Here is a 15076-nt window from a genome sequence, read left to right as displayed (position 1 = left end):
CGACCGGGGCCTGTGGATCAGGTGAGGGTGTGGTACTCCGCGCAGTCCTCCAGGACGGCGACCGGGTCGCGGAAGGTGTTCTGCGGCTTCTTCCGGTCGAAAGCGCCGGAGTGCGCGTACGCCACGACGACACCGTCGCGCTGCCGGACCAGCAGGTCGGGGTTGCCGTCCAGGTCGATGTCGGTCACCGCGAGCGCGTCCTCCAGCGGATTCCAGTCCGCGCCGAGGTTGCCGACGGTGAACCAGGTGCCCTCGCCGTTCCCGTCGCCGGGGGCGCCGTCGCCGGGCGGGAACTCGTAGACGCACAGGTCGCCGTTGTCGCGCAGGATCAGCAGGTCGAGCCGCCCGGTGCCGGTGACGTCGGCCATGGCGAAGGGGAAGTCGGTGGGCTCGGTGACGGTCAGCCGCTGCGGCGTCTTGTCGAAGGTGTCGTTCTCGACGACCTCGCCGAGGTTGGCGAACCAGTCCACGTGGCCGAGTTCGCTCTCCCGGCCGAAGGTGTCGTCCTTGCCGTCGCCGCTGACGTCGGCGACGCCGATGGTCTCCCAGATCCGGCCGTCGTCGCGGCGGCCCGATATCCGTACGGGCTCGCTCAGGGTGTTCAGGCCGTTGAGCCCGCCCTTGTTCTCGTAGAGGTACACCCCGTGCGGGTACTCGGTGTTGACCGACTCCTCGCTGCCCGCGAGGACGCTGGCCAGTCCGTTGCCGCGGATGTCGATGGTCCGGATGATGAGGTGCTTCTCCCAGGCGAAGTCGTCGCCGATCCTGACCGGGTCGAGAAAGGTGCGGGTGCCGTCGAACTTGCCGCTGTGCGGGAAGACCAGCAGTTCGCCGTTGGTGTCGTGGCGGACGAGCAGGTCCTTCTTCCCGTCGCCGTTGAAGGACCTGCAGTGGCCGTTCATGATCATCGCCGGCATGTGTCAACTCTCCTCGGTGGGCCGTTCATGTGCTTGGTCACGCGGGGTACCTGCGGTGCTCAGTCGGTACCGGGATCCACTCCGTGGGACCGCAGGAGCGCGGCGAGGGCCAGCGGGGTGGGCAGGGCGAAGAACTCGGCGAGGCGCACCTCGGCCCCGAAGTTCTCCTGGACCCGCTGCACGAGCAGTGCGGCAAGCAGCGAATGTCCGCCCAGGACGAAGAAGTTCCCGTCGGCGGTGACGTCCTCCCGGCCGAGCAGCTCGCGGAAGAGCGCGAGCAGGGCGTCGACCAGGGCGTCCTCGTGGTGCTCGGCGGCGGCGCCGTGCCCGGCGGCGGCGCGGCGCGCCGTGGCCAGCCGGACGAGGTGGGGGTGGTCCACCTTCTCGTTGGCGTTGGTGGGCAGTTCGTCGGTGACGACGAAGTCGTGCGGCACGGCCGAGGGCGGCAGCGTGGCCCGGGAGTGCTCCCACAGCCGCTCGGGAAGGCCCTCGGCGGGGTGGGCGACCACGAAGGCCACCAGGACGGCGTCCGCGCTGAGGTCCCCGACGGTGACGACGGCGGCGTCCGCCACCTCGGGGTGCTCGCGCAGCACGGCCTCGATCTCGGCCAGTTCCAGCCGGTTGCCGCGCAGCTTGATCTGTCGGTCCACCCGGCCGAGCACCTCCAGGGTTCCGTCCTCCCGCCAGCGGGCCAGGTCCCCGGTGCGGTAGTAGCGCCCGTGCTCGGGGTGGTCGCCGAACCGTTCGGCGGTCAGCTCCGGGCGTTCGTGGTAGCCGAGGGCGACCCCGGCGCCCGCGAGGCACAGCTCGCCGTGGACGCCGGGCGGGAGTTCGCGGCCGTCCGGGTCCACGACGAAGGCGGTGGTGTTGCGCAGCGGAGTCCCGGCGTGCACGGTCGCGTCGCCGGGCGCGAGCCGACCCGCGGTGGACCAGATGGTGGTCTCGGTGGGGCCGTAGACGTTGCGGACCTCGGCGCCGGTCTCCAGCAGCCGCGCCGCGAGGTCGGCGGAGAGCGCCTCCCCGCCGCACAGCACCCGCCGCCCGGCCAGCCGGTCGCCGACCTGGTCGAGGACCGTGCGCCAGGTGGTGGGGGTGGCCTGCACGATGTCCACCCCGTGCCGGTCCAGCAGCTCCCTGAGCACGGCGCCGTTCACCCGCGCCTCGTCGGGGGCGACGGCCAGGGTGCCGCCGGAGGTCAGCGGGAGGAACAGCTCCAGCGCCGAGATATCGAAGGCGAAGGTCGTCATCCACAGCGTGACGTCGCCGGGCCCGGGCTCCAGCTCGTCGAGGAAGTGCCGGACGAGGTTGGCCAGGTTGCCGTGCGCGACCTTGGTGCCCTTGGGGCGCCCGGTGGAGCCCGAGGTGTAGATGAGGTACGCGCAGGAGCCGGGGTCGGGCTCGGCGGGCGGCTCGGCCGACCACCGGTCCGCGGCGCTCCCGCCGTCGGCGGCGCGCAGCCGGGCCATGTCCAGGCGCGGGGTGCCCTCGGGCAGTTCGACCGCCTCGCCGGCCAGAACGGCACGGGCGCCGGAGTCCGCGAGCTGGTAGGAGATCCGGTCGGCCGGGTGGTCGGGGTCGACCGGCAGATAGGCGCAGCCCGCCAGCCAGACGCCCAGCGTCGCGGCGGCCAGCTCGGGTCCGCGCCGCGCCGCCACGGCGACCACGTCCCCCTCGCCCGCCCCGGCGCCGCGCAGCAGCTCCCGGGTGTCGAGGGCGGCCTGCCACAACTCCGCGTAGGTGACGGTTCGTTCGCCGTGCGCGACGGCGACCGCGTCCGGCGCTCCGGCGGCCCGTTCGGCGACGGTGCGCAGCACGGAGGGCGTGGGCGCGTCGGTGGCGGTGCGGTTCGCGGCGGCGACGGTCTCGCGGTCCCGCTCCGACCACGCGGCCAGTTCGCCGACGGGCCTGTCGGGGCCGGCGCCGACCGCCGTCAGCAGCGCGTCGTACCGCTCCAGCAGGAGCGTGACGTCTTCCCTGCGGTGGGACTCCTGCCCGTACAGCGCCTCGACGGTGATGCGGTCCTTCTCCGAGAGGATGTCGAATTCGAGGTTCATCCGGCTGTAGCCGTTGCGGACCATCAGGGCCCGTGCCGGGAGGCCGCCGACGGTCGTCTCCGCGGAGAGCCCGGCCGGAAGGTAGTTGAACATGTGCCGGAACAGCGTCGTGCTCCAGGCCGAGTTGACGCGGGGGATCTCCGGGAGCAGCAGGTCCACATGGACGTCGACGTGGGAGATCGCCTCCAGGAACACCTGCCGCGTCTCCCGCACCAGCGCGCGGAAGCTCTGCTCCGGGTCGGCGCGGACGCGCAGGGCCAGGATGTTGACGTAGTAGCCGATGGCTCCGGCGGCCTCCTGCCCGCGGATGTCCGCGGGCGAGCCGATCACGATGTCCGGCCCGGCGCCGTGCTTGGCGAGCAGCAGGTAGTAGGCGGCGAGCAGGATGACGGGCTCGGAGGCCCGCAGCTCCCTGCGCAGTCCGCGGACGACCTCCCGGGCCTCGTCGGAGAGGTCGTGCGCGACGGTGGCGCCCTTGAGCGTCGTCTCCGCGCTCCCCTGCCCCTCCAGCCACAGGTCCAGCGCGCCCGCGTCGAAGCCGCTGAGATGGTCGCGCCAGAACTGGAAGCTCTCCGGGCGCGGTTCGTCGGCGGCGACCGCAGCGACGGGCACGACCGCCTCGCCGGAGACGTCCTCCCCGGCGAGGACCGCGTCGTAGAGCCGGGCGAGTTCTCCCATCACGATCTGCGCGGACGCCACGTCGAACACCAGGTGGTGGGCCACCACGCAGAGCACGTCGCCGTCGGGCGTCTCGACCTGGCAGATCCGCAGCATGGGGCTGCCGTCGAACTTGAACGGGCGGGCGGCGACGGCCGTGAGCGTCTCCGCCAGCTCCTCCGTGCCGGACCGGCTCACCTCGATGTCGACCCGCGCGTCCTCCGGGGCGAGGACCGCCTTGTGGAGCCCGGCGCCCTCGTCGTGGAAGACGCTGCGCAGCACCTCGTGCTTGCGTACGAGCGCCGCTGCGGCCTCGCGCAGCGCCGTGGTCCGCAGCCGGCCCGCCACCTGGACGGCGGCCGGGATGTTGTTCACCCCGCTGTCCGGGACCAGCTTGTCGAGCAGCCACAGCGCCTCCTCCTTCTGGCTGGCCCGGGAAGGCGGCGTGCTCATGGGCGGCATGCGCGGATTCCTTTCGACGTGCTGGGGCGGGGCCCCGTCAGCTCAGCAGGCCGGTGACGGTGGTGGCGACGTCGGGCGTACGCAGCAGGTCGGCGTGCTCGACGGAGAAGCGGATCTCCTTGGCGACCCGGTCGGCCCGGGCCTCCTCGGAGAGGGGGTTGAGGCCGCTGGTGGGGGTCGCGGAGGTCATCGCGGTGAGCGCCTTCCAGCCCTCCGTCGGGTCGAGGTCGCTGCCGCGCACGAAGAAGTGCAGGAACAGGCCGAAGGTGGCGACGAACTCCTCGCTGCGCTTGGCGTCCAGGCCCACCCGGGCGAAGGCGGCGCCGCCGACGTCGCGGAAGATCTCCAGCAGCCTGTCGCCGAGCTTCTTGATGTCCGTCTCGTCGGCCAGTGCCCGCGCCGCGGCCTGCTGGGCGTGGGCGATCTCCTCGGGCTTCAGCAGCCCGGACATGCCCTCCATGGTGGTCCCGAAGTGGTGGCAGATCACATCGCCCCGGGGCGGCTCGGGGTCGAAGCCGATGAGCGCCGGAGTCACGCCCTGACGCTCCCCGATGCGCTCGGCGAGGGCCGCCGCGTACACGGCGCCCGCGCAGTAGCCCATGACGGCCTTGACCGGACGCTCCTGCCGCAGCGCGTCCTCCGCCCAGCGCTCGACATAGTCGACGCCGGTCATGTCCGCGTCCTCCTCCGGGGCCGGAGGCAGCGTCTCCCAGAGCGAGAATTGCGGACGGGCGAGCGCGGCGAAATCCGGAAATCCGGCCTGCGGCCGCCCGCTCACCGCGAAATCGACCGCGAGTACCAGGTCCTCTCCGTTCGAGGTCAACGATTTCCACGAGCCGGGAACTGCCATGTGGATTCACTCTCCGAGCTGAGCGTGTCGGTGCACGCAGCGTATTGGTCTCCCCAGGAGCCAGGACACCCCTAAGGACCCCCTTAACACCCCGGACCGGCCCTGGGGCGTGGCCGGTCCGGCCGGACGGGACAGGGCCCGTCCGGCGGATCCCGAGCAACGCGCGACGGCGTCAGGCGAGTTCGGATTCCAGGAACTCGACGACGTCTTGAGGGGTCGGGTAATCGTAGACGAGCGCCGCGGGCAGCGAGAGTCCCGTAATACTGTTGAGTGCGTTACGGAATTCGACGGCGGACAGCGAATTGAATCCGGCGTCGAGGAAATCGAGGTCGGGTTCGACCGCGGCCGCGCTTTCGTGTCCCAGCGCCCTCGCCGCCACTTCGCAGGCGATTTCCAGAAGGGCCTTCTGCCGCCCCGCGGCGTCGAGTTCCTTGAGATAGGCCCGCAGCGCCTCCGGGTCCACCTCGTCGCCGGTCGTCTCCGCGGGTTCCCGCGCGGGGCGCCGCACCTCGGGGAGGGCCCGCAGCAGGGAGCCCGTCCGGGTGGCGGCGAGTTCCGCCCAGTCGGCCTCGGCGACGGTGACCGCCTGGTCCCCGTGCCCGACCGCCCCGGCGAACGCGGTCTCCGCCGGGGGCGCGCCGTCCCAGCACAGCACCGTGCCGCTGAGCCCCTCTGCCCGGCGGCGGCGCACCAGCTCCTCGCGGTACGCGCCCGCCGCGGTGACCGCCGCCCGCGACGGGTCTCCCCAGGTGCTCGCGGCGGGAGCGAGCAGGACGAACGCGGAGGTGTCGCGGGCGAGTTCGGCGAGGTTCTCCGACTCGCGCACGGCCCGCTCCACCGTCTGCGCGAACCCGGCGACGGAGACGGAGCCGGCCGGCTCGCCCCGGAGGCCGCCGATGCCGTGCACCACGGCGCTCAGCGGATGCCCGTCGGGTACGCGGTCCCGCAGCCGGGCCACCGCCGCCGGGTCGGCGAGGTCCTCGTCGAGGACGGTCACCGGCACGTCGAACGGCTCCTCCGCGAGCGCGGGCGGCACCATCAGGTGCGCGGCGCCGTTCCGGGCGAGCCAGCGCGCGACCGGCGCCCCGACGGGGCCGAGTTCACCGGCGAGCAGCACCGTGCCGGTGGGCCGCCACGTCCCGGCCCCCGGAGCGCCGCCGCTCCGCCCCGCGTGCCCGAGCCTGCGGGCGAACACCCCGGAGGGGCGCAACGCCACCTCGTCCTCGCCGTCCCCGTCGCCGTCGGCTTCGCCGTCTCCGCCCGTGGCCGAGGCGCCCAACAGCCCCGCGAGCCAGGCGCCCTGGCGCCCGTCGAGCCCGGACGACGCGCCGTCCGGCGTGCCCGGCAGGTCGATCAGGCCGCCGCGGGCTCCGGAGCGGGACGCGAGGAGGGCGCGGCCCAGGCCCCAGAGCAGCGCGCCCGCGGTGCCGGCGGTGTGGCCGGTGCGGGTGAGCGAGACGGCGCCGCGGGTCAGGGACCACAGCGCCGCCCGCGGAGCCGCTCCGGCGAGTGCCTGGGCCAGTGCCAGGGTCCCGGCCACGCCGGTCGGCACCGAGGGGTGCTCCGGGTGCGGCCGTTCGTCCAGGGCCCACAGGGAGACCACTCCGGCGGCGTCCTCGGGCAGCGCGGCGAGCGGTCCGGCCAGGCGGTCCGGGTCGGCGTCCTCGCCGGTCACGGTGAGCTGTCGTACCTCTGCGCCGTGCGTCCGCAGCGCCTCCGCGACCGACCGCGCGCACGGCCCGTCCTCGTGCCCGTGCGGGACGAGGAGCGCCCAGGTGCCGGAGAGCCCGGCGGCGCGCAGGTCGGTGACGGCGTGCCAGTCGGCCCGGTAGCGGGTGGCCTCCGCGGCGGACTCCCCGCGGCGCAGCGCGGTCAGTGCCGGGAGCAGCGCGCTGAGCGGCTGGTCCGCGTCGAGGTCGAGGGTGCGCAGCAGTTCGTCCAGGTCCCCGCGTTCCACCAGCTCCCAGAAGCGGGATCCGACGGGGTCCGAGACCTCGGCACGGGGCTCGGCGGCGGGGCCTTCGGCCTCGGGCCAGTACCGCTGCCGCTGGAAGGCGTAGGTGGGCAGTTCGATCCGGCGGGCCCCGCCGAACAGGGGGAGCCAGTCCACGCGGGCGCCCCGTACGTGCGCGCCTGCCAGGGCCAGCAGCAGTGCCTCGCTCTCCGGCCGGTCCTTGCGCAGGGCGGGCAGGAACTCCCCGCCGGGCAGGCTCTCCTGGCCCATGGCGCTGAGCACGCCGCCGGGGCCGAGTTCGAGGAAGAGGTCCAGCCCCTCGGCGGAGAGCGCCCGCATGCCGTCGTGGAACCGCACGGCCTCCCTGACGTGCCGGACCCAGTAGCCGGGGTCGCACAGCTCGTCCGGCCCGGCGAGCCCGCCGGTCAGGTTGGACACCACGGGGATACGCGGCTCCGCGTAGGCGAGGCTCTCGGCGACGGCGCGGAACTCCTCCAGCACGGGGTCCATCAGCGGCGAGTGGAACGCGTGGCTGACCCGGAGCCGCTTGGTGCGGTGCCCCTTGGCCTCCAGCACCTCGGCGAGCGCGGCCACCGGCGCCTCGGCGCCGGAGAGCACCACGGCCTCGGGGCCGTTCACCGCGGCGATGCTCACCTGCCCTGTGAGCAGCGGGAGGACCACGTCCTCGGGGGCGCGCACGGCGACCATGGCGCCGCCCGCCGGCAGGGCCTCCATGAGCCGGCCGCGGGCCGCGACCAGCTTCGCGGCGTCGGCGAGCGACCAGACGCCCGCGAGATGGGCCGCGGTGACCTCGCCGATGGAGTGGCCCAGCAGGGCGTCCGGGACCACGCCGAGGGACTCGGCCAGCCGGAAGAGCGCGACCTCGACGGCGAACAGCGCGGCCTGCGCGTACTGGGTCCGGTCCAGCAGCTCCGCCTCGGGGGTGCCGGGCCCGGCCCACACCACCTCGGTCAGCGGCCGGGGCAGCAGCCCCTCGAACTCCGCGCACACCTCGTCCCAGGCCCGCGCGAACACCGGGTACGTGCCGTGGAGTTCGCGGCCCATGCCGAGCCGCTGGGAGCCCTGCCCGGTGAGGAGCACGGCGGTCCTGCCCTCCCCCGCGACCCCGGTGACCGCGCCCGTCGGCCGCTCCCCCGCCGCCAGCGCGCGGACGCCGGTGAGCAGCGCTTCCCGGTCCCCGACGAGCACGGCGCGGTGGCGCAGCGCGGAGCGGGTCGAGACGAGGGAGAGGCCCACGTCTGCCGGGCCCGCGTCCGCCCCGTCCCCGGCGAGGGCGGCGAGCCGCCCGGCCTGGGCGCGCAGTGCCTGGGCGGAGTGCGCGGAGAGCACCCACGGGAGCACCGGGGAGGCGTCCCCGGCGCCGGAGGCGTCCTCGGTACGGGCTTCGGTACGGGGCTCGGAAGGGGGTGCGGTACGGGCCTCGGGGCGGGGCGCCGCGGGCTGTTCGAGGATCAGGTGCGCGTTCGTACCGCTGATCCCGAACGAGGAGACCGCCGCGCGCCTGGGCTGTCCGGTCTCCGGCCACGCGCGCGGCTCGGTGAGCAGCTCGACGGCGCCGGACCCCCACTCGACGTGGCTGGAGGGCCGGTCCACGTGCAGTGTGCGCGGCAGTTCGCCGTGCCGCATGGCGAGGACCATCTTCATCACGCCCGCCACACCGGCGGCGGCCTGGGTGTGTCCGATGTTGGACTTGATCGAGCCGAGCCACAGCGGGTGGTCCTCGGGCCTGTCCTGCCCGTACGTCGCCAGCAGGGCCTGGGCCTCGATGGGGTCGCCGAGGGTGGTGCCCGTGCCGTGCGCCTCGACGGCGTCGATCTGGTCGGCGTTGAGGCGGGCGTTGGCGAGGGCCTGGCGGATCAGCCGCTGCTGGGAGGGGCCGTTCGGCGCGGTCATCCCGTTGGAGGCGCCGTCCTGGTTCACCGCCGATCCGCGCACCACGGCGAGGACGGGGTGCCCGTTGCGCACGGCGTCGGAGAGCCGCTCGACGAGGAGGACGCCCGCGCCCTCGGCCCACCCGGCGCCGTCGGCCGCGTCCGCGAAGGACTTGCACCGGCCGTCGGGGGCGAGGCCGCGCTGCCGGGAGAAGTCGATGAAGGTGCTCGGCGTCGCCATCACCGAGACCCCTCCGGCCAGCGCGAGGGAGCACTCCCCCTGCCGCAGCGCCTGGACCGCGAGGTGCAGGGCGACCAGGGAGGACGAGCAGGCCGTGTCCACGGTGACCGCGGGGCCCTCCAGGCCGAAGGTGTAGGAGATCCGGCCGGAGATCGCGCCGCCCGCGACGCCGACGCCGACGTAGCCGTCGAGCTGTTCGGCGGCGCTGGTCAGCACGCCGTAGTCGTTGTACATCACCCCGGCGAAGACGCCGGTACCGCTGCCCTTGAGCGTCGCGGGGTCGATCCCGGCGCGCTCGAAGGTCTCCCAGGAGGTCTCCAGCAGCAGCCGCTGCTGCGGGTCCATGGCCAGGGCCTCCTTCGGGCTGACCCCGAAGAACCCGGCGTCGAACTTCCCCGCGTCGTAGAGGAAGCCGCCCTCGGTGCAGTAGCTGGTGCCCGGGTGGTCCGGGTCCGGGTCGAAGAGCCGCTCCATGTCCCAGCCCCGGTCGGCGGGGAAGACGGACACGGCGTCCGTGCCCGTGGTCAGCAGCTCCCACAGCTTCTCCGGGGAGTCGACGCCTCCCGGGTAGCGGCAGCTCATCCCGATGACGGCGATCGGTTCGTCGGAGCGGACGGCGGCGGCGCGGGTGCCCCGCGCGGTGCCGGCGTCCGAGCCCAGCAGCTCGCCCTGGACGAATCCGGCCAGCTCCCGCGGGGTCGGGTAGTCGAACACGAGGGTCGCGGGGAGCCGGAGGCCGATCGCCGCGCCGAGCCGGTTGCGCAGCTCGACCGCGGTCAGCGAGTCGAAGCCGATCTCCTTGAACGGGCGGGAGGCGTCCACGGCCTGCGGGCCCGCGTAGCCGAGCACGGCCGCGACCTGGGAGCGCACCAGGTCGAGCAGGGTGCGCTCGCGTTCCGCCGCGGACATGCCCGCGAGGCGCTCGCGCAGTTCGGAGACGGCGGCGCCGCCGCTGTCCACCTGCCGCCGCCCGGGCGTACGGACCAGGCCGCGCAGCAGCTCGGGCACCGTCCCGGAGCCCGCCTGGCGGCGCAGCGCGGGGAGGTCGAGGCGCGCGGGGACCAGCAGCGCGTCCTCGGCGGCGCGCGCCGCGTCGAACAGCGCGACGCCCTGCTCCGAGGCCAGCCCGGTCATGCCCGAGCGCGCCATGCGGGCGAGCGCGGTCTCGTCCAGCGCCTCGGTCAGACCGCTCGCCTCGGCCCAGCGGCCCCACGCGAGGGAGAGCCCGGGGAGCCCGGCGGCCCGCCGGTGCGCGGCCAGGGCGTCGAGGAAGGCGTTGGCGGCGGCGTAGTTGGCCTGCCCGGATCCGCCGAGGACCCCGGCGGCGGAGGAGAAGACCACGAAGGCGGCCAGGTCGAGGTCGCGGGTCAGCTCGTGCAGATGCCAGGCGGCGTCCGCCTTGGGCCGCAGCACCGCGTCCAGCCGTTCCTGGCCGAGCGATTCCAGCACCCCGTCGTCCAGGGTCCCGGCGGCGTTGATCACGCCGGTCAGCGGCCGGTCGGCGGGGATCGTGCCGAGCAGGTCCCGCAGCGCCGTACGGTCGGCGGCGTCGCAGGCGGCGACCTCCACCTCGGCGCCGAGCGCGCGCAGTTCGGCCGCCAGCTCGGCGGCGCCCGGGGCGGCGGCGCCGCTGCGGCTGGTCAGCAGGAGGTTCCGGACGCCGTGCCCGGTGACCAGGTGCCGGGCGAAGAGCGCGCCGAGCGTGCCGGTGCCGCCGGTGATCAGCACGGTCCCGCCGGGGGCGAACGCGGGCGCGGCGGCGTCCGACACGCCCACACGGGCCAGCCGCGGCAGCCGTATCTCCCCGCCGCGCAGGGCGAGTTGGGCCGCGTCGAGGGCCAGGGCCGCGGGCAGGGCGCGGGCTGAGGTCTCCAGCCCGTCGGAGTCCACGAGGACGAACCGGCCGGGGTGCTCGGACTGCGCGCTGCGCAGCAGGCCCCAGACGGGGGCGTGCACCAGGTCCTCCGGCGCCTCGTCGGGTCCGGTGGCGACCGCGCGCCGCGTGACGACCGCGAGCCGCGCCTCGGCGAACCGCTCCTCTGCCAGCCACTCCTGGGCGAGCCCGAGCACGCGCCCGCTCGCCTCCCGGACGTCCCCGACGACCTCGGGACCCGCCGGGGCCTCCGGTGCGGGGGAGCAGGTGACGAGGACCGTGTCCGGGGGCGGGGCGCCCGCGTCCATGGCGGTGCGGAGGGCGGACAGCCGGGGGTACTCGTCGACGCGGGCCCCTGCGGCTTCGAGGGCCGGGCGGTGTCGCGCCGCGTCGGCGCCGAGCAGGACGACCGTGGGGGCGGGCCCCTGGGGCGAGGCCGGCGCGAGGGTCCAGTCGACGCGGAAGAGGGCGTCGTGGAAGGCGGGCCCGGAGCCCTCCAGCGCCTCGGGCGTGAGCTGACGCAACATCAGGGAGTCCACGGACGCCACCGGGGCCCCGGTGGCGTCGATGACGCCGACCGAGAGGGCGTTGGTGCCCGTCGGGGAGAGCCGTACGCGTACGGTCCCGGCGCCCGCGGCGTGCAGGCGCACGCCGGACCAGGCGAAGGGCAGCCACGGCCGGTCCTCGCCGCCGTCCTCGACGAAGCCGCCGAGGGCGAGGGGGTGCAGCGCCGCGTCCAGCAGCGCGGGGTGGAGCCCGAACGAGGCGGCGTCGTCCTCCGCCCCCTCGGGCAGGGCGACCTCCGCGTACAGCTCGGTGCCGTGGCGCCACACCCCGCGCAGGCCCTGGAAGACCGGGCCGTACGAGAGCCCGGCGTCGGCGAGGCTCGCGTGGAGGTCCTCGTGCTCGACGGGTTCGGCGCCCTCGGGCGGCCAGCTCTCCGGGCGCGGGGCCGCGGCGGAGGCGCCGGGGGCGAGGGTGCCGGTGGCGTGGAGCGTCCAGGGCTCCTCGTCGGGCGCGTCCTCCGGACGGGAGCGCACGGTGAGCTGCCGGTGGCCGGAGTCCTCGGGGCCGCCGACGGCGAGCTGCAGCCGGACCCCGCCGCGCTCGGGCAGGACGAGCGGGGCGGCGAGGGAGAGTTCGTCCAGGACGGCGCAGCCGACCTCGTCACCGGCGCGCACGGCCAGCTCCACGAAGGCCGTGCCGGGCAGGACCGCGCGGCCGGAGACCACGTGGTCGGCCAGCCAGGGGTGGGTGGAGAGCGACAGCCGCCCGGTGAACAGCGCCCCCTCGTCGTCGGCGAGGGTCACCACGGCGCCCAGCAGCGGGTGCCCGGCGGCGCCCAGCCCGAGGCCCGTGGCGTCACCGGCGGCGGCCATGGTGCCCTTGGGCCAGTACCGCTGCCGTTCGAAGGCGTACGTGGGCAGGGCGACCGTGCCGTCCGCCGCACCGGCGAACACGGCGTCCCAGTCGGGGCTCAGCCCGTGGGCGTGCGCCTGGCCGAGCGAGGTGAGGAACCGGGCCGGGCCGCCCTCGTCGCGCCGCAGCGAACCGGTGACGACCGCGGACCGGCCCGCGGTCTCGACGGTGTCCTGGACGGCGGTGGCGAGGACGGGGTGGGCGCTGATCTCCAGCAGCGTGCCGTAGCCCGCTTCGAGCAGGCCGCGGACGGCGGGTTCGAACAGCACGGTGTGGCGCAGGCTGCGGTACCAGTAGTCCGCGTCCATCGCCGTGGTGTCCAGCCAGTCGCCGGTGAGCGTGGAGTAGACGGGGATGTCGGCGGCGCGGGGGCTGACCGGCGCGAGGACCTCCAGCAGCCGGTCCCGTATCCGGGCGACCTGCGCCGAGTGGGAGGCGTAGTCGACGTCGATCCGGCGGGCGCGCACCCCGTCGGCCTCGCAGCCGTCCAGCAGCTCCTGGAGCGCCCGGGGTTCGCCGGAGACGACGACCGTGCCGGGGCCGTTGACCGCGGCGACGGACAGCCGCTCGCCCCAGGCGCGCAGGCGGTCCTCCACCTGGTCGAGCGGCTGCGCGACGGACACCATGCCGCCGTCCCCGGCGAGTTCGACGAGGGTCCTGCTGCGCAGGGCGACGACGCGGGCGGCGTCCTCCAGGGACAGCGCCCCGGCCACGCAGGCCGCGGCGATCTCGCCCTGGCTGTGCCCGACCACGGCGGAGGGGGTGATGCCGCTCGCCCGCCACAGTGCGGCGAGCGAGACCATCACGGCCCACAGCGCGGGCTGCACCACGTCGACCCGGTCGTATCCGGGGGCGCCGTCGGCGCCGCGCAGCACGTCGGTCAGCGACCAGTCGGTGAACGCCGAGAGGGCCTCCTCGCACTCGCGTATCCGGGCGGCGAAGACCGGGGAGGAGTCGAGCAGTTCCACGGCCATCCCGGCCCACTGCGCGCCCTGCCCGGGGAAGAGGAAGGCCACCTTGCCCGGGGCGCCCGCGACGCCCTCGACCAGGTTCCCCGCGGGCTCGCCGCCCGCGAGGGCGCCGAGCCCGCCGAGCAGTCCGTCGCGGTCCGCGCCGATGACCACGGCGCGGTGCTCCAGCGCGGCCCGGGTGGTGGCCAGGGAGCGGCCGACGGTGGCCGGGTCCAGTTCCGGGTGGTCCGCGACGAAGGCACGCAGCCGGGCGGCCTGCGCCCGCAGCGCCCCGGCGGTCGCGCCGGAGAGGACCCAGGGCACGGTGCCGGTCGCGGCGAGCCCCGCATTGACGGCCGGGGTCTCCGCCGGGGGCTCCGAGGTCCCGGCTCCCTCTTCCTGCGGGGCCTCCTGCGGGGCCTCCTCCAGGACGAGGTGCACGTTGGTGCCGCTGATGCCGAACGAGGAGACCGCGGCCCGGCGCGGATGGTCCCCGCTCTCCCACGGTCTGGCCTCGGTGAGCAGCTCGACCGCGCCGGACTCCCAGTCCACGTGCGGGGTGGGCTCGTCCACGTGCAGGGTCTTCGGCAGCGTCCGGTGGCGCAGGGCCATGACCATCTTGATCACACCGGCGATCCCGGCGGCCTGCTGGGCGTGGCCGATGTTGGACTTGACCGAGCCGAGCCACAGCGGCCGTTCGGCCGTACGGGCCTTGCCGTACGTGGCGAGCAGCGCCTGGGCCTCGATCGGGTCGCCGAGGGTGGTGCCGGTGCCGTGCGCCTCCACCGCGTCGACCTGGGCCGCGGTGGTGCCCGCGTTCTCCAGGGCCCGGCGGATGACACGGACCTGGGAGGGGCCGTTGGGCGCGGTCAGGCCGTTCGAGGCGCCGTCCTGGTTGACGGCGGAGCCCCGGAGCACGGCGAGCACCGGGTGCCCGTTGCGGAGGGCGTCGGAGAGCCGCTCGACGAGCACGACGCCGACGCCCTCCGCCCAGCCGGTGCCGTCGGCCGCGGCGGCGAACGCCTTGCACCGGCCGTCGGGGGCCAGTCCGCGCTGCCGGGAGAAGCTGGTGAACACCCCGGGGGTGCCCATCACGGTGACGCCTCCGGCCAGCGCGAGGGAGCACTCGCCCTGCCGCAGGGCCTGGGCCGCCATGTGCAGGGCGACCAGGGAGGACGAGCAGGCCGTGTCCACGGTCACGGCGGGGCCCTCGAAGCCGAAGGTGTACGAGACGCGGCCGGACAGCACACTGCTGGCGACGCCGGTCATCGTGTAGCCCTCGGACGCGTCCGGGAGCTGCTGGACGACGGGGACGTACTCGGCTCCGCTGGCGCCGAAGAAGACGCCGGTGTCGCTGCCGCGCGCCCGGGACGGGTCGATCCGCGCGTCCTCGAACGCCGCCCAGGCGGCCTCCAGGACCACCCGCTGCTGCGGGTCCATCGCGAGGGCCTCGCGCGGGCTGATGCCGAAGAAGGCGGCGTCGAAGTCGATCGCGTCGTAGACGAAACCGCCCTGCTTGACATAGCTCTTGCCGGACTTCTCCGGGTCGGCGTCGTACAGCTCGTCGGTGTCCCAGCCGCGGTCGGCGGGGAAGTCGGAGATCGGGTCCTCCCCCGCGGCGACCAGGTCCCACAGCTCCTGCGGGGTGGCGGCGCCCGGGTACCGGCAGCTCATGCCGATGATCGCGAGCGGCTGCCGGCCCTGCTCCTCGGCCTCGCGCAGGCGCTGCCGGGTGTCGTGCAGATCAGCCGCGACCCGCTTGAGGTAGTCGACCAGCTTCTCTTCATCCGCCATCAGGCGCGCCTTC

The 15076-nt window shown here is 75.1% G+C and carries 4 protein-coding genes; all 4 read right to left on the bottom strand.

Translation table 11 applies throughout. The features are described from left to right. Positions 1 to 17 precede the first annotated feature (17 nt). Entirely contained in the window at positions 18 to 917 is a 900-nt protein-coding gene (locus ABD343_RS36585; RefSeq protein WP_344534645.1) for an FG-GAP repeat domain-containing protein, read from the bottom strand. Positions 918 to 976: 59 nt separating this feature from the next. After that, positions 977 to 4090, bottom strand: a complete 3114-nt coding sequence (locus ABD343_RS36580) for a non-ribosomal peptide synthetase (protein ID WP_344534644.1) — start codon at positions 4088 to 4090, stop codon at positions 977 to 979. Between the two features lie 37 nt (positions 4091 to 4127). Beyond that, positions 4128 to 4913: a hypothetical protein gene (locus tag ABD343_RS36575; RefSeq protein WP_344534643.1), complete on the bottom strand. Its 786-nt coding sequence runs from the start codon at positions 4911 to 4913 to the stop codon at positions 4128 to 4130. Between the two features lie 199 nt (positions 4914 to 5112). Further along, positions 5113 to 15045: a type I polyketide synthase gene (locus ABD343_RS36570; protein ID WP_425578363.1), complete on the bottom strand. Its 9933-nt coding sequence runs from the start codon at positions 15043 to 15045 to the stop codon at positions 5113 to 5115. Positions 15046 to 15076 lie beyond the last annotated feature (31 nt).

The sequence above is a fragment of the Streptomyces albiaxialis genome (assembly GCF_039530985.1).
In the GTDB taxonomy this organism is placed as follows: domain Bacteria; phylum Actinomycetota; class Actinomycetes; order Streptomycetales; family Streptomycetaceae; genus Streptomyces; species Streptomyces albiaxialis.
Note: the sequence above shows the minus strand (reverse complement) of the source record. Positions and strands in the feature narration are given on the sequence as shown.

What these genes read in the sequence shown, in the direction of transcription:
- ABD343_RS36585 (WP_344534645.1), bottom strand. Translation starts at nt 917, where the DNA reads ATGCCGGCGATGATCATGAACGGCCACTGCAGGTCCTTCAACGGCGAC.
- ABD343_RS36580 (WP_344534644.1), bottom strand. Translation starts at nt 4,090, where the DNA reads ATGCCGCCCATGAGCACGCCGCCTTCCCGGGCCAGCCAGAAGGAGGAG.